At 66.0% G+C, this 25,110-nt stretch carries 24 protein-coding genes; 16 read left to right on the top strand and 8 right to left on the bottom strand.

Annotation, left to right across the window (positions count from 1 at the left end; all coding sequences use genetic code 11):
• Positions 1-47 precede the first annotated feature (47 nt).
• Positions 48-1,280 (bottom strand): amino acid ABC transporter substrate-binding protein, encoded by a 1,233-nt coding sequence (locus N5C88_RS28785; protein WP_088138198.1) that lies wholly within the window; start codon positions 1,278-1,280, stop codon positions 48-50.
• Positions 1,281-1,441: 161 nt separating this feature from the next.
• Here N5C88_RS28785 and N5C88_RS28780 point away from each other — a divergent pair, with 161 nt between their 5' ends.
• The 5 genes from N5C88_RS28780 (at position 1,442) to N5C88_RS28760 (ending at position 5,763) form a co-directional block, all read left to right on the top strand.
• Complete coding sequence (locus N5C88_RS28780; protein WP_306637402.1) at positions 1,442-2,326, top strand: LysR family transcriptional regulator; 885 nt, start codon at positions 1,442-1,444, stop codon at positions 2,324-2,326.
• An 89-nt stretch (positions 2,327-2,415) separates the two neighbouring features.
• Positions 2,416-3,408 carry a branched-chain amino acid ABC transporter permease gene (locus N5C88_RS28775; protein ID WP_280016710.1) on the top strand — a complete coding sequence of 331 codons (993 nt, stop codon included), beginning with the start codon at positions 2,416-2,418 and terminating at the stop codon, positions 3,406-3,408.
• Positions 3,409-3,417: 9 nt separating this feature from the next.
• Positions 3,418-4,299: a branched-chain amino acid ABC transporter permease gene (locus N5C88_RS28770; protein ID WP_059373997.1), complete on the top strand. Its 882-nt coding sequence runs from the start codon at positions 3,418-3,420 to the stop codon at positions 4,297-4,299.
• 14 nt (positions 4,300-4,313) lie between these two features.
• Complete coding sequence (locus tag N5C88_RS28765; protein ID WP_054459256.1) at positions 4,314-5,021, top strand: ABC transporter ATP-binding protein; 708 nt, start codon at positions 4,314-4,316, stop codon at positions 5,019-5,021.
• A 1-nt stretch (position 5,022) separates the two neighbouring features.
• Positions 5,023-5,763 (top strand): ABC transporter ATP-binding protein, encoded by a 741-nt coding sequence (locus N5C88_RS28760; protein ID WP_054459254.1) that lies wholly within the window; start codon positions 5,023-5,025, stop codon positions 5,761-5,763.
• A 7-nt stretch (positions 5,764-5,770) separates the two neighbouring features.
• On the opposite strand, the gene N5C88_RS28755 is transcribed toward N5C88_RS28760, so the two are convergent.
• Positions 5,771-6,244, bottom strand: a complete 474-nt coding sequence (locus N5C88_RS28755) for a helix-turn-helix domain-containing protein (protein WP_118931444.1) — start codon at positions 6,242-6,244, stop codon at positions 5,771-5,773.
• 106 nt (positions 6,245-6,350) lie between these two features.
• Positions 6,351-6,761, bottom strand: coding sequence for a tRNA(fMet)-specific endonuclease VapC (vapC, locus tag N5C88_RS28750; protein ID WP_280016709.1), 411 nt, complete (start codon positions 6,759-6,761; stop codon positions 6,351-6,353).
• A gap of 495 nt (positions 6,762-7,256) precedes the next feature.
• On the opposite strand from vapC, the gene N5C88_RS28745 reads away from it, so the two are divergent.
• Positions 7,257-8,450 carry a low temperature requirement protein A gene (locus tag N5C88_RS28745; RefSeq protein ID WP_059373994.1) on the top strand — a complete coding sequence of 398 codons (1,194 nt, stop codon included), beginning with the start codon at positions 7,257-7,259 and terminating at the stop codon, positions 8,448-8,450.
• Positions 8,451-8,546: 96 nt separating this feature from the next.
• Here the strand turns inward: N5C88_RS28745 and N5C88_RS28740 are convergent, their stop codons facing one another.
• From N5C88_RS28740 to N5C88_RS28720, 5 genes are all read right to left on the bottom strand, one after another.
• Positions 8,547-9,509 (bottom strand): Nudix family hydrolase, encoded by a 963-nt coding sequence (locus N5C88_RS28740; protein WP_280016708.1) that lies wholly within the window; start codon positions 9,507-9,509, stop codon positions 8,547-8,549.
• Positions 9,502-10,368 carry an ATP-binding protein gene (locus N5C88_RS28735; protein WP_059373992.1) on the bottom strand — a complete coding sequence of 289 codons (867 nt, stop codon included), beginning with the start codon at positions 10,366-10,368 and terminating at the stop codon, positions 9,502-9,504. The genes N5C88_RS28740 and N5C88_RS28735 overlap by 8 nt, the downstream gene beginning before the upstream one ends.
• 24 nt (positions 10,369-10,392) lie before the next feature.
• Positions 10,393-11,619, bottom strand: coding sequence for a bifunctional glutamate N-acetyltransferase/amino-acid acetyltransferase ArgJ (gene argJ, locus N5C88_RS28730; RefSeq protein WP_054459243.1), 1,227 nt, complete (start codon positions 11,617-11,619; stop codon positions 10,393-10,395).
• 99 nt (positions 11,620-11,718) lie between these two features.
• Complete coding sequence (locus N5C88_RS28725) at positions 11,719-12,741, bottom strand: hypothetical protein (protein ID WP_118931447.1); 1,023 nt, start codon at positions 12,739-12,741, stop codon at positions 11,719-11,721.
• A gap of 50 nt (positions 12,742-12,791) precedes the next feature.
• On the bottom strand, positions 12,792-13,286 hold the full coding sequence (locus N5C88_RS28720) for a MarR family transcriptional regulator (protein WP_059373990.1): 495 nt from the start codon (positions 13,284-13,286) through the stop codon (positions 12,792-12,794).
• A gap of 359 nt (positions 13,287-13,645) precedes the next feature.
• On the opposite strand from N5C88_RS28720, the gene N5C88_RS28715 reads away from it, so the two are divergent.
• From N5C88_RS28715 to N5C88_RS28670, 10 genes are all read left to right on the top strand, one after another.
• Complete coding sequence (locus N5C88_RS28715; protein ID WP_118931449.1) at positions 13,646-14,809, top strand: ABC transporter substrate-binding protein; 1,164 nt, start codon at positions 13,646-13,648, stop codon at positions 14,807-14,809.
• A gap of 207 nt (positions 14,810-15,016) precedes the next feature.
• On the top strand, positions 15,017-15,937 hold the full coding sequence (locus N5C88_RS28710; protein ID WP_013391329.1) for a branched-chain amino acid ABC transporter permease: 921 nt from the start codon (positions 15,017-15,019) through the stop codon (positions 15,935-15,937).
• Between the two features lie 2 nt (positions 15,938-15,939).
• Positions 15,940-16,905 carry a branched-chain amino acid ABC transporter permease gene (locus tag N5C88_RS28705; RefSeq protein WP_118931450.1) on the top strand — a complete coding sequence of 322 codons (966 nt, stop codon included), beginning with the start codon at positions 15,940-15,942 and terminating at the stop codon, positions 16,903-16,905.
• Positions 16,902-17,669: an ABC transporter ATP-binding protein gene (locus tag N5C88_RS28700; protein WP_054459230.1), complete on the top strand. Its 768-nt coding sequence runs from the start codon at positions 16,902-16,904 to the stop codon at positions 17,667-17,669. The genes N5C88_RS28705 and N5C88_RS28700 overlap by 4 nt, the downstream gene beginning before the upstream one ends.
• Positions 17,669-18,373 (top strand): ABC transporter ATP-binding protein, encoded by a 705-nt coding sequence (locus tag N5C88_RS28695; protein ID WP_059373986.1) that lies wholly within the window; start codon positions 17,669-17,671, stop codon positions 18,371-18,373. The genes N5C88_RS28700 and N5C88_RS28695 overlap by 1 nt, the downstream gene beginning before the upstream one ends.
• Before the next feature lie 308 nt (positions 18,374-18,681).
• Entirely contained in the window at positions 18,682-20,664 is a 1,983-nt protein-coding gene (gene siaA, locus N5C88_RS28690) for a biofilm regulation protein phosphatase SiaA (RefSeq protein WP_205736582.1), read from the top strand.
• A gap of 23 nt (positions 20,665-20,687) precedes the next feature.
• Positions 20,688-21,227 carry a biofilm regulation protein kinase SiaB gene (gene siaB / locus N5C88_RS28685; RefSeq protein WP_059373984.1) on the top strand — a complete coding sequence of 180 codons (540 nt, stop codon included), beginning with the start codon at positions 20,688-20,690 and terminating at the stop codon, positions 21,225-21,227.
• 36 nt (positions 21,228-21,263) lie between these two features.
• Positions 21,264-21,641: a biofilm regulation phosphoprotein SiaC gene (gene siaC / locus N5C88_RS28680; protein WP_059373983.1), complete on the top strand. Its 378-nt coding sequence runs from the start codon at positions 21,264-21,266 to the stop codon at positions 21,639-21,641.
• Positions 21,638-22,438, top strand: a complete 801-nt coding sequence (gene siaD, locus N5C88_RS28675; RefSeq protein ID WP_059373982.1) for a biofilm regulation diguanylate cyclase SiaD — start codon at positions 21,638-21,640, stop codon at positions 22,436-22,438. Before siaC ends, siaD begins: the two co-directional genes overlap by 4 nt.
• Positions 22,439-22,473: 35 nt before the next feature.
• Complete coding sequence (locus tag N5C88_RS28670; protein WP_280016707.1) at positions 22,474-25,050, top strand: EAL domain-containing protein; 2,577 nt, start codon at positions 22,474-22,476, stop codon at positions 25,048-25,050.
• Positions 25,051-25,110: the final 60 nt, after the last annotated feature.

The following is a 25,110-nucleotide window of genomic DNA, read 5'->3' as shown; positions in this document are numbered from 1 at the left end:
TCAGCGCGGCGCGCGGGTCGCCGCGCGCCGCCTTCCTGCCTGCGCGATCAGCGCTTGTTCCAGTCGGGGGCCGGGTATACCGGCTTTTGCGTGGCCACGTCGGCGGGCCAGACCGGGACCATGCCCTTGCCCGGCAGCAGCTGCACCACGGGGAAGGGCATCAAGAGCTGCTTGCCCGTTTCGTCGATGGCGTAGGGACCGGCCATGACGGTGAGCTTGCCGGACAGGTCCAGCGAGGCCTTCTTCAGCGCGGCGGCGTCGGTGCTGCCGGCTTGCTTGACGATCTCCTCGGTCAACGCGCCCGCGCCATAGGCCAGCGCGGTCTGGAAATCGGGCGGGAACTCGGCCTTGGGGAAGCGCTGGTCATAGGCGGCGGCGAACTGCTCGCGCGTCATGCCGGCGTTGACCTTCCAGTTGATCGCGGGGTGGTAGTTGGTGTGGCTGTAGATGTAGTTGGAATCCGCGCCGATGGCCTGGAATTGCGGGGTCGACGCATACACCATGAAGACATACGGGAAGTTGATGTCCAGCTGCTTCATCTGGCGCGTCATGCTGATCAGGTCGCCCTCGTACGAGGTCGGCACCAGCGCTTCGGCGCCGGCCGCGCGGGCCTTCTGCAGAATGGTGCTGAAGTCCTTCTGACCCTTGGGGTACTTCTCGAACAGCACGACCTGCATGCCATTCTTGGCGGCCTGTTCCTTGCCGCCTTCGGCCAGGCCCGCCGGGAACGGCTCGTCCGAATACAGTATGGCGACCTTCTTCACGCCCTGGTTGGCGGCCAGCTCCATGTTGGCGCGCAGCATCGCCGACACCGGCATCTGCGTGCCGGACACCATGTTCTTGAAGCCCTGCTTGTACAGGTCGTCGCTGGCGGCGGACCAGACCATCAGGTACTTGCCCAGGCGCTCGGTCACCGTGGCGGCCGCGGCGGTCAGCGTGGAGCCGAAGGGCGCGAACACCAGATCCACTTTTTCATCGACAATCAGGCGTTCGTAAACGCGGGTCACCATCTGCTTGTCGCTGCGGTCGTCCAGCTTGACCAGCTCGACGGGGTATTTCTTGCCTTTGACTTCGATGCCGCCGCGGCGGTTGACGTCGTCGACCCACAGTTCGACGCCGCGCACGCCCGATTGCGAGGCGAGCGCGAAACTGCCGGTCGACGATACCGTCATGCCGACGCGGATCTTGTCCGAGGTCTGGGCGGCGCCCAGGGCAGGGGTCAGGGCGGCGACGGCAAGGGCCAGCGCCGGTAAGCGGGACAGCCAGGGTCTAGCGTGCATGGGAGGTCTCCTATCGTTTTTGGTATGCGGCCCCGCGTTCCGTGGCGGACCATCGGACACAGGCCATATGTTGGGCAATGTTTGCTCAACATGCGAGATAGCGTATAACAAATAGGCATGGAGCGCACGCCTTGAATAAATTGAATTACCGGCAGACCGAAATGCTGTGGGCCATCGTCATGGCCGGGTCCATCAGCGGCGCCGCCCGGCTGCTGAACATTTCCCAGCCGGCCGTCAGCCGGATGCTGGCGCATACGGAAAAAGCCATGGGTGTCACGCTCTTCGAGCGGGTCCGCGGCAAGCTCAGGCCGACCTCGCAAGTGCAGAGCCTGTTTGAGGAAATCGAGAAAACACAGCGCATGATGCAGCGCGTCAACGACCTGGCCGACGCGCTGGCGGAGCACGGCACCGGGGTGTTGCGGCTGGCGTCCATTCCCAGCCTGGCCCAGTTCCTGGTGCCGCGCGCCGTGGCGCGCTTCCAGCAGCGGCATCCGGAGCTGCTGTTGCGGTTGAACACGACGGCGCTGCCCACGCTGATCACCGACGTATTGCAGGGCGAGGCCGAGCTGGGGTTGGTGGTGATGCAGGCGGATCACCCCTTCCTGACGTCCCAGCCCCTGCACGTGGGAAAGATGGTGGCCGCCATACCCAAGGCGCATCCGCTGGCGGCTCGTGCCGAGGTAAGCCTGGCCGATCTGTCGCCGCATCCGCATATCGTGGTGGGCACGCGCATGCCCTTTGGCATGCTGGTGCTGGGCGCCTTCGAGCAGGCGGGCCTGCCGTGCCGCATGTGTGCCGACGTGCCCTGGAGTCAGCTGGCCTGCGCCCTGGTCAACGCTGGGGTGGGCATCGCCATCGTGGATGAATTCACCGTCATGCAAAACACCATGCCGGACGTGGTCATCGTGCCACTGGCCGAGCGCATTCCCCTGAATATCTCGGCCGTCTATGCCAGCAATCGCGAGCCCTCGGCCATCGCGCTGGAGTTCATCAACGAGCTGCGCGGGGTGCTTGCCGAGGCCTTTCCGGTCGAAAATAAGGGTTAGTCCTTAACTTGCAGTTATGGTTTGAACTGTTCATAATCGCCTCCAAATAAAGCGGCCGTCCAACCCGGAAACGGCCCGGAGGAAGACATATGAGCAGCAGTCCCGTCCTGGCGGCGGGCGCCGCCTCGCATCGCGCGCAGGATCAGCGCGCAGTGCGGTTGCGCACCCGCATCGCCATCATCGTCTTTGCCGGCCTGGCTGCGGGCCTGGCTTTGATTCCGATGGCCACGTCGAACATCTCGTTCGCGTTCTACCTGATGTTGTGGATCACCATGGCCAGCGCCATGAACATCTGCGTCGGCTTCACCGGCTATCTGCCGTTCGGCTACGTGGTGTTTTATGGCGTGGGCTCGTACGCCACCGGCATCTGCTACAAGATCCTGGGCTGGCCCATCCTGCCGTCGCTGCTGGCGGCGGGCGGCGTGGGCGTGGCGATCGCGCTGCTGCTGGCGCCCACGCTGAGGTTGCGCGGGGTGTACTTCGGCATCGTGAGCCTGGCGCTGGCCACCATCGTCAAGCTGGTGATCTCCAACCTGCCGCAGTCCTTCACCGGCGGCAGCATGGGCATCATCCTGTCCAACGCCAACAATCCCACGCATAGCTATTACGCCATGCTGGTGGTGATGGGCGCGACCCTGGCCACCGTCACCTGGCTGTCGGTGTCCAGCCTGGGCCGCGCGCTCAAGGCCATCCGCGACGATGACGGCGCGGCCGCCTGCGTCGGCATCCACGTGCCCAACACCCGCCTCAAGGCCTGGCTGCTGGCCGCGCTGTTCCCTGCGCTGGCCGGCGGCATCGAGGCCTGGTACACGAACGTGGTGGATCCGGAGTACGCCTTCCACGTGCTGATCACCGCCAAGAGCATCATCTACGCGATGGCGGGCGGCTTCGGCACCATCCTCGGGCCGGTCGTCGGCACGCTGGCGCTCCTGGGCATCGACCACATGATCTGGCAGAAATTCCCGGTGGTTAACCTGCTGCTGCTGGGCCTGATCATCGTGCTGCTGATGCTGTTCCTGCCGCGCGGCATCGTCGGCAGCCTGATCAAACGCAAGCCGCAACTGCGCCGCTACATCGCCTGAGGAACCGCCATGACCGGACTGATTATCCAAGGGCTGATCAACGGCCTGATCCTGGGCGCCATCTATGGCCTGATCGGCGTGGGGCTGAACGTGATCTTCGGCGTGCTGCGCGTGGTCAACTTCGCGCACGGCGAGTTCCTGGTGCTGGGCGCGTACTTCGCCTTCTATCTGATGGAGTACGCCGGCATCAACCCGCTGGTGGCGCTGCCGCTGGCCTTCGCCGCGTTCTTCCTGGCGGGCTATCTGCTTTATTTCGTACTGATTCCGCGGCTGTCCAAGGCGGACGATCCCGAGATCAGTTCGCTGCTGCTGATGTTCGGCGTGTCCATCATGCTGGGCGCCATCATGCTGCTGGTGTTCGACGCCGACGCGCGCTCGCTGCCCTATGAGATCGAACCCGTGTTCCTGAAGTTCGGGCCGGTGCTGATCCCGACCGTGCGCCTCTTGGCGCTGGTGATTGCGCTGGCCATCATCGGCGCGCTGACGGTGTTCCTGTACCGCAGCCAGCTGGGCAAGGCGCTGCGCGCCATCATCATGAACCGCGACGCGGTGCGCATCGTGGGGATCAACGCCGAACGCCTGTCGGCCGTGGCCTTCGGGCTGGGCATCGGCCTGGCCGCCGCCAGCGGCGTGCTGGTGGCGATGGTGTTCCCGGCGTTCTCGCCGTTCATGGGCAACGACTACACGCTGATCGGCTTCATCGTCATCGTCCTGGGCGGCCTGGGCCACCCGGTGGGCGCGCTGGTCGGCGCGCTGCTGTTCGGCGTCACGGAGCAGGTGTCGGTGGTGTTCTTCAATCCCTCCATCGCCACCATCTGCGGCTTCACGCTCATGGTTGCCACCATCTTCATCCGGCCCAGCGGACTCTTCGGCCGCCAGGCGTTGCGCTAACAGGAGCCGGACACATGTTGAAAGTCAGCAATCTCAAGAAGCGCTTCGGCGGGCTGGTGGCCTTGCAGGGCGTGGACCTGGACGTGCCGCGCGGCTCGATCCTGGGCGTCATCGGCATGAACGGGTCGGGCAAGACCACCATGCTCAACTGCATCAACGGCATCTACACGCCGGACGAGGGCCGCATCGAGCTCGACGGCCAGAACATCGCCGGCAAGCAGATCCACGAGGTCGCCCGGCTGGGCGTGGGCCGCACCTTCCAGGTGCCGCGCATCTTCCGCCAGCTGACCCTGCTGGACAATCTGGAAGTGGCGCAGCAGCAGACCGGCCGCAGCGCCGACGAGCGCTACGCCCAATCCGAGTACTGGCTGCACAAGGTGGAGCTGCATCGTCTGCGCCACAACTACGCCGAGGAGCTGTCCGGCGGACAGCAGAAACTGGTGGAGCTGGCGCGCATCATGGTGGCACGGCCCAAGGTGGTGCTGCTGGACGAGCCCTTCGCGGGCGTCAACCCGGCGCTGGCGCAGCTGCTGATCTCGGTCATCCGCGAACTGCCGGGCGAGCACGACTGCTCGGTGGTGCTGGTGTCGCACGACCTGACCTCGATCTACCAGCTGTCTCATCACATCATCGTCATGAACGAAGGCGCCATCCTGAGCCAGGGCAACGCCGAGCAAGTGCGCGCCGACCCCCGTGTGGTCGAAGCCTATCTGGGAGCCTGACATGAGCACGTCGATACTCGCGCTGGAAGACGTGACCGTGGCCTACCACGGCGACATCACCATCCTGAACCACGTCAACATCCAGGCGCGCGCAGGCAAGGTGACGGGCGTCATCGGCCCCAACGGCGCCGGCAAGTCCACGGTGCTGAAGACCATGTTCGGCTTCCTGCCGCCGCGCACCGGCCGCATTACGCTGCGCGGCGCGGACATCAGCGCGCAACCCTCGCACGAGCGCGCCAGCAACGGCGTGGCTTTCGTGCCGCAGCACCGCAGCCTGTTCGGCGAACTGTCGGTGCACGACAACCTGCTGCTGGGCTGCTGGCCGTTCCGCAAGGACAAGGCGCGGGTGCGCCAGCGCATCGATTCCGTCTACGACCGCTTCCCGATCCTGGCGCAGAAGCGCGACGACCCCGTCTCCAGCATGAGCGGCGGACAGCAGCGCTTCGTGGAGTTCGGACGGGCCTTGTTGATCGAGCCGTCCGTCATCCTGCTGGACGAGCCCACCGCCATGCTGGCGCCCAAGATCTCCAAGGAGATCTACACGCTGATCCGCGGCTTTGCCGACGAGGGCATGACGGTGGTGCTGGTGGACCAGAACGTGCGCCGCTGCGCCGAGGTGTCCGACTACATGTACATCCTGGAGCTGGGCCGCAACAAGGCCGAGGGCGGGCGCGAAGCCTTCGATGACGGCGGCGGGCTGCGCGAGATGGTTGCGTCGTGGATGGATTACAAGATCGATTGACTTCGGGTCAAAGCGGCCGTCCCAGCCGCTTTTCGACCTGCCGCCTTTCCCATTGGGGACCGAACAGCCGGTACGGCGCGTAGACCCGGATGGCGCGCGCCGCCAGGGCCAGTCCCAGGCCCAGCATCACCCAGTATGACCACATGCGCTGGGGCGAGGTCAGCAGATTGATCGCGTACAGCGCCGCCGCGATCAGCGCGTAGCGCAGGCAGGCCACATAGAAGCCGCGCAAGGCGCGCACGTGGGCGAAGGCTTCCCGTTCCGCCTCCTCGGCGGCTGTCATTGTCGTATCCATTGCTGTTTCCTCCGTATTCAGGGTGGAAAAATCGACTTCGAAAACCGAGGCAATGGACTTGAGCGTCTCCACACTCGCGGGTTGGCCCGCTTCGATGCGCTGGATGGTCCGCGCGCTCAGGCCGCTGGCCTGGGCCAGCTGCTGCTGGGACCATCCGCGCTTGAGGCGTAGCTTTTGAATCAGCATGGTTCGATTCCCATTGGTTCGGAATCACCAAGGTAGCCGATAGGGCGGCGCAGCGATACGACAGGGGCACGACACGGGCACGACAGCGGGGCGACGGGGCCCAGTTTCAGTGTTTCAGCGTCCAATCGTCCAGCTGCAATCCGGGCTCGCGGGAAAATTCACGCGTGTTGTTGGTAACAAGTACCAGGCCGCGCGAGCGGGTGTGGCCGGCGATCATGGCGTCGTAGGGGCCAATAGGGGTTCCGGCGCGCGCCAGTTCCGCGCGAAGCTGACCCGAATCTGCTGCCGCGTCATGGTCATAGTCGAGCACTTCCAGGCGCTGCAGGAAATCGTCGACAACGGCGTCATTGCGCGTGGGGGCGGCGGACTTTTCCGCGCCATAGGCGAGCTCCATGGCGGTGATCGCGCTGATACATAGCTGGCCCTGCCGCCGGTTGAATGCCTGCTGCACTGCGTCTGGCTTGTTCTTGATGGCAAAGATGCAGGTGTTCGTGTCCAGCACGAACTTCAGCGGCATGAGCGGCCTCCTGCCCTGGCCACGGGTTGATCGCGGTCGTTGAGAAAGTCGGCCGTGACGGACTCGCCTGCGAACCAGGCGTCCCAGGACCTGTCGGCGGGCACCGGCGCCGGCGTTGGCCGTTGGGTGATGGCGACGACGTACCCCAGTGCCGGACTGCCTGGCCGGGCGGCGGTTTTGCGTCGGTCTGCTGGGCGGCGATGGGGTGTTTTATAGATGGATTCTGATTTCATGGCGCTCTTCTCGACTGGTGTATGACGCCCGTTTTTTATAGCGCGCTACGTGTCTCCCGCCTATGACGGCTTACCGCAAATCGCTGCCAGCCTTGTTCGGCTTGGGCCGGCTTCCGTGCTGTTGCGAGCGGCGGTCAGGCTGCACAGATCCGGCGCGTGGCGCCGCCGCCACGCCCGCCAGGCTTTGCATTTTTTGACGGTCCGGCACCACCAGCCTTGCGCTAATCTGGCTGCGCCATCATCCCCAGGCGAGGCCCACGCCATGACCTTTCTTGCAAGCGCCAACCTGCTGCGCCGCCGCGACGGACACGAAGCCCGCGTCACCTACGTCGAGCTGTTCTTCGACCTGGTGTACGTCTTCGCGGTCACCCAGATATCCCACAGCCTGCTGCATGATCTGACCTTGATGGGCGCGCTCCACTCCCTGGTGCTGTGGTTCGCCGTCTGGCTGGGCTGGCAATACACCTGCTGGGTCACCAACTGGTTCGATCCCGACGCCGTACCCATGCGCGTCATGTTGTTCGCCGTGATGCTGGCGGGCCTGGTCTTTGGCGCCGCCCTGCCGGGCGCGTTCGGCGCCACCGGGCTGGTGTTCGCCGTCAGCTACGCGCTGATCCAGGTGGGGCGCACGCTGTTCATCGTGCTGCACCTGGGGCCTGCGCATCCGCTGGCGCCCAACTTCCGCCGCATGTTGGCCTGGCTGTGCGTGTCGGCGGTCCTGTGGATCGCCGGCGGACTCTCGCAGGACGGCGCGCGGCTGGCGCTGTGGGCGCTGGCGGTGGCCTGCGAGTATCTGTCGCCCATGATCGGCTTCCGCTTTCCCGGCCTGGGGCGTTCCGCGACCAGCGAATGGACGATCGAGGGCGGCCACCTGGCCGAGCGCTGCCAACTGTTCGTCATCGTGGCGCTGGGCGAAACCCTGCTCATCACCGGCGCCACGCTAGCTGGCCTGGAGCGCTGGGACGCACCCGCGCTGATCGCGTTGCTGGCGGCCTTCCTGGGCACGGCCGCCATGTGGTGGGTGTACTTCGACACCAGCAGCCGCGATGGCAGCGAGGCCATCGTGCATAGCGACGATCCGGGCCGCATCGGCGCCTGGTTCCATTATGTGCACGTCATCCTGATCGCCGGCGTGATCGTGTCCGCCGTGGCCAACGAGCTGGTCATATTGCATCCGGACGGGCGTATCGCCATGCCGGCGGCTGCCGCGCTGATCGGCGGGCCGGCGCTATACCTGGCAGGCAACGGCATCTACAAGACAGTGGTCTACGGCCGTTTTCCGCTGTCGCACGTCGTGGGGCTGGTGCTGCTGGCGGTGCTGGCGCCCGTGGCTTTCGTGACCGACAACCTCATGGTGGGCGGTTTGACCACGTTGATCATGATTCTGGTGGCGGCGTGGGAAAGCGTGTCGCGGCGCAGGGCGCATGCTGGCGTTCCGCAAGGAGTCGCGGAGTAGCGTCAATCCTGTGAGGGCCGGAGGCTGCCCCAGCGGGAGCCGCTGGACGCTCCCGCGCCGTTGGCAGGTGGCGGCTTTCAGCAAAGCCGCCGCGGTTCAGATCAGGCCGCGTATCCCTGCAATGCCGTGCGCGCCATGGCGCAGCGCTTGCGATACGGTCTGGGTGGACTGGCCTCCCAGCGCGAACACCGGGATGCCGGCGTCGCGGTTGCCTGCCACGAAGCCTTCCCACCCGAGCGTCGGCGCGCCGGGATGGCTGGGCGTGTCCAGCACGGGGCCCAGCACCGCGAAATCGGCGCCAAGTTCGCGCGCATGGACGACCTGGGCGTTGTCGTGCGCGGATACGCCGACCAGCGCGCCCGCGGGGAGTTCGGGACGCGCCGTGAGCGTGGCCGCATCGGCCGCGCGCAGGTGCACGCCGTCGGCCTCGCGCCACCAGGCGGCGGGATGGACGCTGTTGACCAGCACCCGGGCGCCCGCGGCGCGGCAGCGCTTCTGCACCTGTTGCAGCACTTCATGCAACGACGGGGAGGCCGCGCCGTCCGGCCATTGCGGTTCGCGCAACTGCACCAGCTTGACGCCGCGCGCCAGCGCCGCTTCCAGCCGGCCCAGGAAGGCGGCCACGCCGGCCCGCGAACCCACGGAGCTGATGCCGTAGGACGTGGGCAACTGCAGCCAGCGCAGCGGGGGCAGGGTGGCGGGCAACAGATCGCCCACCGACGCGGCCTGCGCGGGGTTGACCCATTCCAGGCGCTGGTTTTCCAGGCTGCGCGGTTCGCCTTCCCAGCCGGTGACGTGGCAGAACGCCAGGCGCACCGTGGTGTGGGGGTAGGCGTGCACGTAGGTGACCCAGGGGCGCGACTGCGTGACGCGGATGCCGATTTCTTCCTGCAGTTCGCGCGCCAGGGCTTCCAGCACGGTTTCGCCGGGTTCGAGCTTGCCGCCGGGCAGCTCCCACCAGCCCGCCCAGGGTTTGCCTTCGGGGCGCTGTCCCAGCAGCAGCATGCCGTCCGGACGCAGGATCAGGCCGGCGGCGACGTCGACGATCTTTTCAGACATGACGGGCCGCCCAGTCGCGCGCGAACTGGTACGCCACGCGGCCCGAACGCGAGCCGCGCTCGATGGTCCATTGCAGCGCCTCGGTGCGCGAGGGTTCGATCTGCGCTTCCGGGCAACCCAGTTCGCGCAGCCAGTGATAGACGATGTCCAGGTAGTCGTCCTGCTTGAAGGGGTAGAACGACAGCCACAGGCCGAAGCGCTCGGACAGCGAGATCTTTTCCTCGACGGTTTCGCCCGGGTGGATCTCGCCGTCGGGCTGATGCTTGGCCGCCAGGTTCTCGCTCATGTATTCCGGCATCAGGTGGCGCCGGTTGGACGTTGCATAGATCAGCACGTTGTCGCCCGAGGCCGAGACCGAGCCGTCCAGCACCGACTTCAGCGCCTTGTAGCCGGCCTCGCCTTCCTCGAACGACAGGTCGTCGCAGAACACAATAAAGCGTTCGGGACGGGAGGCGACCAGTTCGACGATGTCGGCCAGGTCGCCGAGGTCGGATTTGTCGACTTCGATCAGGCGCAGTCCGCGCTCGCCATAGGCGGCCAGCATGGCCTTGACCAGCGAGCTCTTGCCGGTGCCGCGGGCGCCGGTCATGAGCACGTTGTTGGCCGGTTTCTTTTCCAGGAACTGCAGCGTGTTGCGGTCGATGATGCCCTTCTGGCGCTCGATGTGCTGCAAGTCCGCCATGTCGATGCGCGCGACATGGCGTACGGCGTCCAGCCAGCCGCGCGCGCCGCGCTTGCGCCAGCGGTAGGCATGGGCGGTCCAGTCGATTTCGGGCGTTGCGGGCGGAAGCCAGGCTTCCAGCTGCGCCAGCACGCGCTCGGCGCGCTGGATAAGGGTGGAGAACTCGGTTGCGGTCACGTCTGAAGTCCCGGAAGTTTCGGATCAGGAGCGGTAGTCGGCGTTGATCGACACGTATTCGTGCGAGAAGTCGCAGGTGTAGACGGTGTCGCTGACCTGGCCGCGGCCCAGCGCGATGCGCACCTGGATCTCGGCCTGCTTCATCACGCGCTGGCCGTCGGCTTCCTGGTAGGCGGGGTTGCGGCCGCCGTCCTTGGCCACCAGCACGTCGTCCAGCCACAGGCGGATGTTGGACACGTCCAGGTCGTCGATGCCGGCGTAGCCCACCGCGGCCAGGATGCGGCCCAGGTTGGGGTCCGAGGCGAAGAAAGCGGTCTTGACCAGCGGCGAGTGGGCCACGGCGTACGCCACCTTCAGCGCTTCCTCGGTGGTGCCGGCCTCTTCGACGCGGATGGTCATGAACTTGGTGGCGCCTTCGGCGTCGCGCACGATCTTGGTGGCCAGTTCCAGCGCGGCGGCCGTCAGGGCTGCGCGCACGGCGGCGTAGGCCGGATCGGATTCGGCATTCACTTCGACGCCCGACTTGCCGGTGGCGGCGATGATGAAGGAGTCGTTGGTGGAGGTGTCGCCGTCGACCGTGATGCGGTTGAACGAGGCGTCGGCGATTTCGCCGGCCAGCTTGGACAGCAGCGGCTGGGCGATGCCGGCGTCAGTGGCCAGGAAGCTCAGCATGGTGGCCATGTTGGGCCGGATCATGCCGGCGCCCTTGCTGATGCCGGTGAAGGTGACGGTCTTGCCGTCGATCTGCACCTTGGCCGAAGAAATCTTCGGCAGGGTGTCGGTCGTCATGATGCCGTGGGCGGCGCTGAACCAGTGGTCGGCGCCCAGGTCGGCGATGGCGGCGGGCAGGCCGGCCACCAGGCGGTCCAGCGGCAGCGGCTCCAGGATGACGCCGGTGGAGAAGGGCAGGACTTCGGCCGCGGGCACGCCCAGCAGCTTGCCCAGCGCGGCGCAGGTGTCCTTGGCCTTCTGCAGGCCTTCTTCGCCGGTGCCGGCATTGGCGTTGCCCGTGTTGATGACCAGCGCGCTGATCGGGCCGCCGGCGGCCAGGTGGGCCTGGCAAACCTGCACCGGCGCGGCGCAGAAGCGGTTGCGCGTGAACACGCCGGCCACGCTGGTGCCCTGTGCGAAACGGAACACGGTCAGGTCGCGTCGGTTGGCTTTGCGGATGCCGGCCTCGGTAACGCCGATTTCAACGCCGGCAACAGGAAAAATTTCGGACTCGGAGGGGATCTGCAGATTAACGGCCATGACTTCGTCTCATGTATGAGCAGGACGGAATCGCCGCCAGGCGAGGCGGCGCGCGGGGGAAAGCTTCGTATTATCCCACCGGAATGGGACAGCGTCCGGTCAGGGGCCGATCCGCATGGCCGCGACGTCCAGCACGCCGGCCTCGCGGTTGCCCAGCACGCTGCGCACGGCGCCGTCCGGGGCCTGCAGCACCGACTTGCCCGCTGGCACGTCTTCGCCGCCCGCACGGCGCGCCGAACGCCCGCGCGAGGGCGAGAACAGCATATCGCCGGGCTGGGCGCCCGGCAGGCGGGCGTTGGCGGCCAGCACCCGGGTGCCGGGCTGGTAGGTCATGTCGCCCAGTACGGTTTCGCGGGCCAGCAGGCCTTCGAAATCCAGCATGCGGCGCTGGCTGTCCAGCTGCATGTCCACCTTGAGCATGGGCATGCGGGCCACCTCCAGCGCCTCGCTGCCTTCGGTGCGCAGCAGCCAGCGCGGCGCACCGGCGGCGCTGCCGCCATTGACGACCTTGAGCCAGGCGCCGGGCGGCACGGGTTGCTGGTTCAGGGTATTGCCGATGGCCAGATGGCAGCTGGCAAAGCGAGGACGGCCGTCGTGCAGCACGAATTCAAGGCGGTGCCCATGCGCGCACAGCCAGCCGTCCTGCGCCTGGTCGCGGGCGATCTCCACCGACAGGGTCTCGGCCTGCTTGCTGCTGGCCGGGTAGCGGAACATGCGCGTGGCCGCGACCCCCTGGATGGAGGCGGGGTGGGTTTCGGGGAAGACGGCGAGATCGAACGATGCCAGATCGCCCGGCTTGGCCAGGCTGAGCACGGTTCCGGCCGGCATCTCCACGCCCGCCAGCTGGGTGGACTGGGCCAGCACGGTCTTGCGGTCGGCGTCGGCCTGGGCGCTTTGCCGGGCCGAGAACCACAGGCTGAACTGCTGATAGGGAAAGATGGTGCCGACGATGGCAAGCAAGGCCATCAGGACGGCGCCGCCGCGCCGGTGGCCGCCAAGCCATTCCCGGGCGCTGGGGGTGGTGGCCAGCACGGCCAGCCAGGTCAACAGCGTAGCCAGGCAGGCCAGCGAAGCTGCCATCAGCACGTAGAAATTACCGCCAGGGAGAGAAACCGGAATCATGGCGGCAATTATGCGCCAATCCGCAGGCGGACATGGGCGCCTGCGGGCGTTCAGTTCTTGGCGGATTCGGAGCGGGTTGCCACCACTTGCAGCTTGAGTTCGCCCAGGGCCTGGAACAGCGCGTTGCGGGTGCTTTCGGGCAGGTCGCCGAACATGGACTTGACCCAGGATTCATGGGCGCGGGCCATGCGGGCGAAGCTCTTCTTGCCCAGCGGCGTAAGTTTGATGAGCGAGCTGCGGCGGTCGGATTCGACCTTGGTGCGCACCACCAGGCCTTCTTTTTCGAGCTGGTCGGTGATGCCGGTGATATTGCCGTTGGTGACCATCATGTGGCGCGACAGCTCGCCCATCTTCATGCCCTTGGGCGCGCGCTGCAATTGCGCCATCAGGTCAAAGCGCGGCAAGGTCGTGTCGAATTCATTGCGCAGGCGGCTGCGGATCTCGCTCTCGACGAGATTGGCGCAGGTCAGCATGCGCAGCCACAGGCGCAGCGCATGGTGATCGTCGGGCGCGGCGCGGGATTCCAGGTCGGGAGTATCGGTCATGGCTATGGAAATTACCGGGAATGAGGGGCGGGCGCCAGATGCTGTCGATCGAGGATCGTCAGGCGGGCCGCGGCGTGGCCGGCGGCGCGCTTCTTGAGTATCGGCGGGATGTCGGGTACTGTCGCGCGAACGTCGCGCCGGGTAGCCGGCACGGCGTGTTCATAGTTTGGGTGGAGGGTAACCATGGCGGTAGCTTATTAGTAAAAACCCTTTGGTAAAAACCCTAGACTTGTTTTGCCGAATACTTTAAACCTAAACTATGAAGCACGCCAGCCTTGGCTGTGCTGCACGAAGTTTTTCGAATCGCGATTTCAAAAAAGAACACCCTCTGCGCGGGCTCGCGCACGGAGCACACCACCATGCGTTTGATCACTTCCCTTCTGGCCGCCGCCGCCCTGGTGCCGGCACTGGCCGGCGCCGACACCATCAAGGTCGGCATCGCCAACGACATCTCCGGCCCGTTCTCCGCCTTGGGCGCCGAAGCCCGCGACGGTTTCAACCTGGCCATCAAGCAACTGGGCAGCAAGCTGGGCGGACAGCCCGCCGAATTCGTGCAGACCGACATGGGCGGCAACCCCGACCAGGCCCGCCAACTGGTGACGCGCTACATCCAGCGCGACAAGGTCGATTTCTTCACCGGCCCCATCGGCTCGAACGTGGCGCTGGCCGTGGGCCCCGCGCTGTTCGCGGCCAAGGTGCCGTACCTGTCGAACAACCCCGGCCCCAGCCAGTTCGCCGGCGCGCAATGCAATGCGTACTGGTTCGGCACGTCGTACCAGAACGACGCCTTCCACGAAGCGGCCGGCAAGGTCGCGGCGGATCGCGGCTTCAAGAAGATGTTCATCATGGCCCCGGACTATCCGGCCGGCAAGGATGCGCTCAACGGCTTCAAGCGCGGCTACAAGACCGCCCCGGGCGACGAGGTCTACACCAAGCTCGGCCAGATCGACTACGCCGCCGAATTGGCGCAGATCCGCGCCGCCAAGCCGGACGCTGTCTATATCTTCCTGCCGGGCGGCATGGGCATCAACTTCGTCAAGCAGTTTGTCTCGACCGGCCTGTCGCAAAGCGTCAAGCTGATCGGCCCGGGCTTCTCGGCCGACGAGGACGTGATCCAGGCCGTGGGCGAACCCATGCTGGGCATGTACAACACGGCGCAGTGGGCGCATGACCTGGACGTGCCGCAGAACAAGGCTTTCGTCGACGCCTTCCGCAAGGAATACAACGGCCGCTACCCCTCGGTGTACGCCGCCCAGGCCTACGACGTGATCATGGCCATGGACGCCGCCGTCAAGCAGGCCGGCGGCAAGGCCTCCGACCGCGAAGCCATCGTGCGCGCGCTGGAAAAGGCCGACTACCCCTCGGTGCGCGGCAGCTTCACCTACGGCAAGAACCACTATCCCATCCAGTCCTACTATCTGCGCGTCGTCGACAAGGACGGCAGCGGCCGCATCACCAACAAGCTGGTGGGCAAGGTGTTCGACAAGTACCAGGACGTCTACGTCGGCGAGTGCAAGTTGTAGAGGGAAAGACCCACCCCCGAAGCGCTGCGCGCTTCCCCCTCAAGGGGGCATGCCTGCGGACCGGCGGAGCCGGATCCGCGGCATCTGGATCGGGTGGCACCGCAGCATGCGTCGTGCTTGGTGCGCGGACGCGATGCGCAATCAGATGGCTTTAATGATTAGGCCGCGAACCAGGCCATTGGCAATTCGCGGCAGGGGGAAGTGTTCATGACGTTTACGCTGATCGTCGAGCAATTGCTGAACGGTCTGCAGTTTGGGTTGATGTTGTTTCTGATCGCGGCCGGGCTGACCCTGGTGTTCGGCATCATGGACATCATGAATCTGGCTCACGGCTCGCTCTACATGGCCGGCGCCTATGTCGCCGCCGAAACCATGCAGCGCACAGGTTCATTCACCGCCGCCGTCCTGGTGGCGGCCGTCGCCACCGGCATCGTCGGCGTGGTGCTGGAACTTACGCTGATCCGCCGCCTGGCGCTGCGCGACCACCTGGCCCAGGTGTTGGGCACCTACGCCGTCATCCTCATCGCCAATGACCTGGTCAAGATGATCTGGGGACCTGCCCCGGTCATGCTGAACATGCCGGCCGCGCTGTCCGGCCCGGTCCGGCTGCTGCCCGACCTGCTCTATCCCGCCTACCGCCTGATGATCATCGTGTTCGGCGTGGCCGCCGCCGCGGGCCTGTACTGGTTCGTGACGCGCACCCGCGCGGGCGTGCTGGTGCGGGCGGGGGCGTCCAACCGCCAGATGGCCACCCTGATGGGCGTGCGCGTGCCGCTGCTGTTCCTGGGCGTGTTCGTGCTGGGCGCGATGCTGGCCGCCGTGGCCGGCGCCTTGCTCGGCCCCATCACTTCGGTGCAGGTGGGCATGGGCGAGGAAATCCTGATCCTGGTGCTGGTGTGCATCGTGATCGGCGGCATCGGATCGATTCGCGGCGCCTTTGTCGGCGCGCTGCTGGTGGGCATGGTGGACACGGCGGGGCGGGCCTTCCTGCCCATGCTGCTGCGCCAGGTCTTTTCTCCGGCCGTGGCTTCCAGCGTCGGGCCGACGCTGGCCGCCATCGCCATTTACGTATTGATGGCGGCAGTGCTGGTGTTCCGGCCCTCCGGCTTGTTTCCGGCGCGGGGTTGAGCATGAAATCCATGATCTGGACCGTGGTCCTGCTGGCCGCGCTGGCGGTGTTCCCGCTGGTCGCGCCGGCGCTGGGCCTGGACTTCTATATTTCCTTCGTACGGCGCGTGCTGATCTATGCGCTGGCCGCGACCAGCCTGAATCTGATCCTGGGTTACGGCGGCATGGTGGCGCTGGGGCATGCCGCCTTCTTCGGCGCGGGCGCCTACGCGGTCGGCATCCTGGCCATGTCGGGCGTGACGTCCGCCTTGATCGTCTGGCCGGTGGCCATGCTGTTGGCGGCGGTGCTGGCCTGCATCACGGGGGCGATTTCGCTGCGCACCCGCGGCGTGTATTTCATCATGATCACGCTGGCCTTCGCGCAGATGCTGTTCTACATCTTCATCTCGCTGCGCCAGTACGGCGGCGAGGACGGGCTGAACCTGCCGGGCTATTCCAGCCTGCCGGGCCTGGACCTGGCCAATGACGTCAGCTTCTATTACCTGGTGCTGGCGCTGTTCGCGCTGATCATGTGGGTGTTCGGCCGCGTGGTGACCTCGCGCTTCGGCACCGCCCTGCAAGGCATACGCGAGAACGAATCGCGCATGGAATCCATGGGCTATCCGGTCTATCGCATCAAGCTGATGGCCTTCACGCTGAGCGGCGCGGTGGCGGGCCTGGCCGGCGCGCTGCTGGCCAACCACAACCTCTTCATCTCGCCCAGCCTGATGCACTGGACCCAGTCGGCCAACCTGCTGATCATGGTGCTGGTGGGCGGCATCGGCCTGCGCTATGGCGGCGTGGCCGGCGCCGTGGTCATGCTGACCCTGGAGGAAGTGCTGCGCCTGTGGACCGAATATTGGCATCTGCCCCTGGGCGTGCTGCTGTTGTGCGTGGTGTTCGGCGCGCCGCGCGGCCTGGTCGGGCTGTTCGGCCCCCTGTTCAGCGGCCGCGCCGCTGCCACCCAATCCGGCAAGGCGGGATCATGAACGCAGCTGTAACGCCAGCCCTGCAGGCCACGGGACTGGTGCGCCGCTTTGGCGCGCTGGTCGCCACCGACAATGTGTCGCTGTCCCTGAACCCGGGCGAGATCCACGCCCTGATCGGCCCCAATGGCGCGGGCAAGTCCACGCTGATCCATCTGCTGTCCGGCACGTTGACGGCGGACTCGGGCAAGCTGACGGTGGGCGGACGCGACGTCACCAGCATGAACGCCCACCAGCGCGTCGCGGCCGGGCTATCGCGGTCGTACCAGATCACCAACATCTTCAAACAATCCTCGGTGCTCGACAACCTGGTGCTGGCGGTGCAGGCGCACGCCGGCAGCAGCTTCCGCTTCTGGAAGCCGCGCGCCGCCGAATCGGCCCTGTACGAGCAGGCGCGCGAGCTGGCACGGGAATGCGCGATCGACGCCAGCCTGCTGGAACGCCCGGCCGGCACCTTGCCGCACGGCGAACAGCGCAAGGTCGAATTCGCGCTGGCCCTGGCCGCACGGCCTGCCGTGCTGCTGCTGGACGAACCCATGGCGGGCATGGGGCCGGATGAAACCGTGCGCCTGACCGAACTGATCGAATCCATGCGCGGCCGCGCCGCCATGCTGCTGGTCGAACACGACATGCAGGCGGTGTTCCGCCTGGCCGACCGCCTGTCGGTGCTGGTCTACGGCCGCGTCATCGCGACCGGCACCCCTGACGAAATCCGCGCCAACCCGGAAGTGCGGCAAGCCTACCTGGGCGACGAGGAGACCGCGTGATGCTGACCATCGAATCCGCCAAGAGCGGCTATGGCGCCAGCCAGGTGCTGTTTGGCGTGGACCTGCAGATCGGCGCGGGCCAGGTCGTGACCTTGCTGGGCCGCAATGGCATGGGCAAGACCACGCTGCTGCGCACCTTGTTCGGCCAGTTGCCCCTGCGCGGCGGCAAGATCCAGTTCGCGGGCCAGGACATCAGCGGCTGGAGTCCGGACCGCATCGCGCGGGTCGGCATGGCCATCGTGCCGGAAGGGCGGCAGTGCTTCCCGAACCTGACGGTGCGCGAGCACCTGACGGCCTTCGTCGCTGCGCGCAATCCGGACATCGGCGAACCCTGGACGCCGGAGCGCGTCTTCGAACTCTTCCCCCGTCTGCACGAACGCGCCCGCAACATGGGCAACCAGCTTTCGGGCGGCGAACAGCAGATGCTGGCCATTGGCCGGGCGCTGGTCACCAATCCGCGGCTGCTGATCCTGGATGAGGCCACCGAAGGCCTGGCGCCCAAGATCCGCGAGGAAATCTGGAATTGCCTGGCGCGCCTGCGCCAGGCCGGCCAGACCATCCTGGTCATCGACAAATACGTCGAACGGCTGCTGAGCCTGGCCGACCGCCATGTGATCCTGGAGCGCGGCAAGGTGGTGTGGACCGGAGACTCGCAGGCGCTGGACGCCGATCGCGGCCTTTGGGAACGCTATCTGGGCGTGTAGCAAGAAAGCTGCAATGTAAACAGGCAAATGCCGGCAGTCGTGACATAAAAAGCAATAAATCGACATTTACATTGCAACAGTGCAACTTAGGACGCCCAGGCGTCTTACAAGCGTTTGCTCCTGTTTCAATTGGAACCACTGTTCTCTACACTTGTCGCGCCGGACGTGCCTCGCGGGTACGCCAGCAACAGGCTCATGGCTGGACTAGCGGGGCAAGCGCGCGGCGAAACATCGTTACACAACGAAAGCCTACCCATGCGTCCCCTTCACGCACGTTACGTCTTATCAGGCAGTAAGGAAGACTTTGCATGGCGAAATGGGGTTTGCGCAGAAAATCGTTGATGGCGCTGTTGCTGGCGTGCCTGGTCGCCCTGGCGCCGGCGGCCCTGATCGGCTGGCAGGTGCTGGACGGGGTCAGGGAGCACTTCGGACGGGCTTTCTCCGACAACTTCACGCAATTGAACCGCCAGCGCATCCTGGCGCCGGTGTCCCGCGAACTGGCCCTGTCGCTGCGGCTGGCGGATAGCGAGGTCACGCGCCGCTGGCTGCGGCACGAAAGCGATCCGGCCGCGCGCGAGCTGTTCTTCCGCGAAGCCGACGGCTACCGCCGCGATCTGCTGGGACGCGCCTACTTCATCGCCAGCGCCGCCTCGGGCAATTATTACTTCAACGACGACCAGCCCCTGTCCGAGACACCGCGCTACACGCTGAGCAAAGGCGCTGCCGACGACGCCTGGTTCTACCTGACGCTGGCGTCGCCCGCCAAATACAACATCAACGTCAACCCGGACCTGAAGCTCAAGACCACCAAGGTCTGGATCAACGTCCAGGTGCGCGACGGCGACCGGGTCATCGGCCTGACCGGTTCCGGTCTGGACGTAGGCGGGTTCCTGCGTGATTTCGTCAACAGCGGCCAGCCCGGGGTCACGCCCATCATCGTCGACGAGGAAGGCGCGATCCAGGCGCACATGGACGCCTCGCTCATCGCCTACAACTCTGGCGCGGGCGGTGTTGCCCGCGGCACGGTATTCAATCTGCTGGACGGCGGCGAAGGCCGCGCCGAGCTGGCCGCGGCCATGAAGGCGGCGCGGACCGACCCGCAGTCGGTGCAATCCGCCTGGGTCAAGATGGACGGCATCCGCCAGCTGGTTTCGGTGGCCTACATGCCGGAACTGCACTGGCACGTGCTGACGGTGGTGGACCTGGGCGCGGCCCGGGTACTGGACACGGATTGGCTCTGGCCCGCGGCTATCGGTCTGGTGGTGCTGTTCGCGGCTATGCTGCTGTGCTTCGGCTACGCCATTGAACGCCTGATGCTGCGCCCCTTGCGCCGCCTGCAGCAGTCGGCGCGGGCCATCGCCGACGGCAGCTATGACGTGCGCCTGCCTCCGGGCGGCCAGGACGAAATCGGCGACCTCAGCCGCGCCTTCGGCGTGATGGCGGACAAGGTGCGCCAGCACACCGCCGAACTCGAAACCAAGGTGCGCGAGCGCACCTCCGAACTCGAGGACGCCAATCGCGCCATGGCCGCCGCGCACAAGAAGATCGACGATTCCATCGATTACGCCAGCCTGATCCAGCGCGCCATCCTGCCGGACCGCCAGCTGACCCAGTCGCTGGGCGCGCACCATTTCGTGCTGTGGAAGCCGCGCGACGTGGTGGGCGGCGACTTCTACGTCTTCCGCTCCGACGGCGCCAACTGCCTGCTGGGCATCATGGACTGCGCCGGCCACGGCGTGCCCGGCGCGCTGATGACCATGCTGGCCCGCGCGGCCATCGACCTGGCGATCGCCGAGGCCGGCCCGGCCGACCCGGCGGCCATCCTGACCCGCACCGACAGCGCCATCCGCGCCATGCTTGCGGACGCGCAATTGCCCCGTGCGCTGGCTACGAATACCGATGCGGCCCTGGTTTATATTGACCGCCAGGCCGGTCGGCTGCGCTATGCGGGCGCCAAGATCAGCCTGTACACGAGCAACGGCGAGGAACTGCGCGAGGTGCCCGGCGGCAAGCGGGCGCTGGGAGACAAGCGCACCGAGATCTACGAAAACATCGAACTGCGGATGGAACCCGGCTGGACCTACTACCTGGTCACGGACGGGTTCCTGGACCAGGCGGGAGGCGAGCACGGCTTTGGCTTTGGCAATACGCGGTTTGCGGAAATGCTCAAGACGCACGCGCGCCGGCCGTTAACCGAACAGGCGGCCGCCTTTACCCAGGCGCTGGCAGAGTACCAAGGCGGTCGGCCGCAGCGTGATGACATCACCTTGCTGTCGTTCCGTTTCGAATAAACGTTATCAGGGCGGTTACCCCCATGAATGCCTCCGATCTTTACGCATTGGGCGAACGGTTCAACCAGAATCGCACTCTGTTGTGCTTCAACGGACCGACTTCCCGCAGCCTGATCGAGGAAATCGGCAATGCGCTCAAGAACTATCTGAACGCGGAGCACGCGCGGCCGGCCGAGGCCATGGACGTTTTCTCCGTCTATATCGAGATGATCCAGAACATCCGCCAGTACGCCGCGCTGCATGACGACCTGGACGCCTCGGCCACCGTGGTGATCGGTCGCCGCGATGAAAGCCGCTACGTGGTGTCCGCAGGCAATCTGGTCAAGGCGGAGGACGGCGAGGCGCTGGTCGCCCGTATCCAGGAATTGGCCGCGCTGGACAAGGCGGCGCTGAAGGCCGAGTACAAGGCGCAGCTGCATAAGCCGCGCGCCCAGGGCGTCGCCTCGGGCGCCGGTCTGGGGTTGATCGATATCGCCCGCCGCGCCGGTGCGCCGCTGGAGGCCAGCCTGACGCCCGCCACGGCGCCCGGACAGGCTTTCTTCAGCCTGAGCGTCGTGATCTGAAGGCGTGCCCGGCCAAGAATATATTTGGAGCAACTAATGAACGATTTGAACATTCCCGGGACCCAGTCCACGCCCGCCATCACCGCCGACACCGCAGCGGGCGTGCTGGCGATGCGCGGCGACTCCTATCCCGAGAATTCCTTCGAGCTGTTCGGCCCCGTCATCGAATGGGTCGAAGCCTATCTGCTGAGCAGCGCCGTACCCCTGAAGCTGGAACTGGAACTGCTTTACCTGAACACCAGCAGCATCAAGTCCGTCATGGACATCTTCGATCTGCTGGAGGCTGCCCACAACAAGGGCCGCGAGGTCAGCGTCACCTGGTTCTACGACATGCGCAATGAGCGCGTCGGCGAACTGGCCGAGGAATTCAAGGAAGACTGCACGTTTCCCTTTTCGGTTGTCGGCCGCCAATGAAATCCGACGCCGCCCAGCTGGACAAGCGCATCGCCGAATTGCTGGCGGACCCGGCCTATCAGGGCCATCCGTTGCATGAAGCGCTGGACGCGCTCTGGCGGCATACGGCCGAGCAGATGGCGCGCATCGAGCGCGTGACCCAACTGTCGGACGCCTACCAGAGCATGGCGCACGAGCGCGAGCTGGGCCTGTGCGACCGTTTCGACCGGCAATTGCGCCGCCTGACCCGCATCGCGCGCATCTCGGACCATTACCAGAACATGATGCGGGACCTGAACTCCGCATTGCAGGAAACCTCCAATCGCGATCCCCTGACCGGCCTTTTGAATCGGCGCGCCTTGATGGAAATGATCAAGCAGGAGGTCCTGCGCGTGTCCCGTGGCGGTTCGACTTTCGTCGTGGCGATGTTGGACGTGGATCACTTCAAGTCGGTCAACGACCGCTATGGCCATGAAACAGGCGACCGCGCGCTGGTGGAACTGGCCGGTGCGCTGGGCAACAACTTGCGTGAATACGATCTGTGCGGCCGCTGGGGCGGCGAGGAATTCCTGGTGCTGCTGCCCAGCACCCAGCCCGAGGACGCCCAGCGCGTCATGGACCGGCTGGTAGGCGCGGTGCGCGCCCTGGCGATCACGGTGGGGGATGGCGTGTTGAGATTGACGGTCAGCATAGGCATGGCATACCACCAGTTGGGAGAAACCTTCTCTGAAACGCTTAGCCGCGCGGACCAGGCCCTGTACCTGGCCAAGCAGGACGGACGCGACCGCGTCGAACTCGGGTTTCCGAAGCGCAGATGAAACCGGATCAGCTGTTATCCGGCATGGAGCCCCATATGCTTGATTCTTATCCAGGCGTTACCGACGAGCGCCCGCAAGGCGCCGCATGGCATCCGGGCACATACCTGGCGTCCATGGATAGGGCGCTGTTGCTGTTCGATTTCAACCCGGCCGGCTCCTTGTTGAACGCCAACGCGAATTTTCTCGCCTTGGTGGGCTACGCCCGCGAAGAGGCCCTGGCGCTGCGCCATGACATGCTGTGCGACAGCATGGACGAAGGCAAGGGCATCGTCGGCGGCGAGCAGGTCTGGGCCAGGCTGCTGGGCGGCAAGCACTTCACCGGCACCTGCCGCTACCGCAAGAAGGATGGCGGCTTTGTCTGGATCGAAGCCACCTACATGCCCATCGCCGGTGAAGCCGGCGAGGTCGTCCGCATATCCGTCATCTCCCGCAAGTCCATCGCGGACGCCGATCGCCAGGAAGAGATCCGCCTCCTGTTGCTGGGCATCAACGAAACCGGCAACGCCGTCGCGGTGTCGGGCAAGGACGGCCGCATCCTCTACGTGAACGACGGCTTCCAGCGCATGCTGGGCTTTGCCCGCGGCGACGCCGTGAATCAGGAGCTGGGCGAACTGCTGGCCGGCGGCCGGCCGGACGGCGGCACGCGCGAAGAGCTGGGCCGCCGCATCGCCTGCCGCGAGGGCTACCACAAGGACGTGCTGGTCTACGACCGCGCCGGCCGCCCGCTGTGGGTGTCGGTGATGGCCAACTCCGTGTTCGACGAACGCGGCGCGCTGGTCAATATCGTGGACGTGCTGACGGACATCACGCCCACCAAGGTGCACGAAGTCCTGCAGCGCCGCGTGCTGCAAGCCATGGTCAACGAGGCCTCGGTGGTCGAGGTCATGAACATGGTGTGCCGCGAGGTCGAACGCCTGGCGCCCGAAGTCGCGGCCAGCGTCCTGCGGGTGGATGACGCCGGGCTGCTGCGGCCGCTGGCCGCGCCCAGCCTGCCGCAAGCCTATACCGACGCCTTGGACGGCGTGGCCATCGGGCCGCAGGCGGGCGCTTGCGGCACCTCCGCCTTCCTGGGCCGGCCGGTGATCGTGCCGGACATCTCCACCGATCCGCTGTGGGACGATTATCGCCACCTGCCGCTGCCGGACGACGTGAAGGCCTGCTGGTCGTCGCCGATCAAGTCCAGCGACGGCCGGGTCATAGGCACCTTCGGTTTTTATTTCCGCGAGCGGCGTCTGCCCGATGATTTCCACCACCGGCTGGTGGACGTGTGCGTGTACCTGTGCGCGCTGGCGCTGGAGCGCGAGGAGGCTCGCGCCCGGATCCGCCAGTTGGCGTTCTACGACGAACTGACCGGTCTGCCGAATCGCAACCTGCTGCTGGCGCAGGCCGAGCAGGCCATCGCGCGAGCCGAACCCGAGCGCAAGCGTGTCGCCGTCCTGTTCCTGGACCTGGATCGCTTCAAGCAGGTCAACGACACGCTGGGCCATCCCATAGGCGACGCGTTGCTGCGCGACGTGGCGCAACGCTTGCGCCGCCTGGCGCGCGCGACCGACATCGTGGGCCGCCTGTCAGGCGATGAGTTCGTGATGCTGATGCCGGACTTCGAACACGGTCGCCTGACGACCGCGGCGGAGCATGTGCTGGTCGCCCTGGCTCAGCCATTCTCGGTGGGCGGCATCACGCTGAATCCTTCGGTCAGCATCGGCATCAGCGTGTTCCCGGAGAACGGGCGCGACATGGATACGCTGCTGCGCCATGCCGACATGGCGATGTACCAGGCCAAGACGGCGGGGCGCAACCGCATCTCTTTCTTCAGCGCCGAGATGAACCGGCAGGCGCAGGAGCGCCTGGCGCTGGAGGCGGCCTTGCGCGACGCGCTGGAGGCGAAGGCCTTGCGGTTGCATTATCAGCCGCAGGTGGGGCTGAAGAACGGCCAGCTATACGGCGTCGAGGCGCTGGCGCGCTGGCGTCATCCGACGCAGGGCGATATTTCGCCGGCGCGCTTTGTGCCGCTGGCCGAGGAATGCGGGTTGATCGGCGACCTGGGCGACTGGGCGGTGCACGAGGCTTGTTCGCAACTGGCGGTCTGGCGGGCGAAGGGCCTGCGGGTGCCGTCGGTGTCGGTGAACCTGTCGGCGACGAATTTCCACAATTTGAATCTGCCGCGGTTGATCGAGGCGACGCTGGCCGAGTTTGGGCTGGCGGCGGCGGATCTGATGCTGGAGATCACGGAAGGCGTGGTGCTGGACGCGACGGCGGGTACGTTGCGGACGATTGCGGAGCTGCACCGCTTGGGCGTGCGGCTGTCGATGGACGATTTCGGGACTGGCTATTCCAGCCTGGGGCATTTGCGGCGACTGATCGTGGATGAACTGAAGCTGGATCGCAGTTTCGTGCAGGGGCTGGAGAGCGATGACGCGGCTAGGGCGTTGACCAGCGCGGTGATTCGTATCGGCGAGAGCCTGAGCCTGCCTGTGGTGGCTGAAGGCGTTGAGAATGAAGAACAGCGGCGGTTCTTGATCGAGCAGGGGTGTGCGGCGGGGCAGGGGTTTTTGTTTTCGCCGCCGTTGCCGGCTGCTGATCTTGAGGAGTGGTTGCGGGGGCGGCCGTAGGTTTTTTGGCTGCTGCTGCTGCTGCTGCTGCTGTGGCTTCCGTTGGTTCTTAAGACGCCA

This window comes from Achromobacter sp. GD03932 (genome assembly GCF_029839485.1).
GTDB lineage: Bacteria > Pseudomonadota > Gammaproteobacteria > Burkholderiales > Burkholderiaceae_B > Achromobacter > Achromobacter bronchisepticus_A.
The sequence above is the reverse complement of the archived record's forward strand: the minus strand, read 5'-3'. Positions and strand labels throughout refer to the sequence as shown.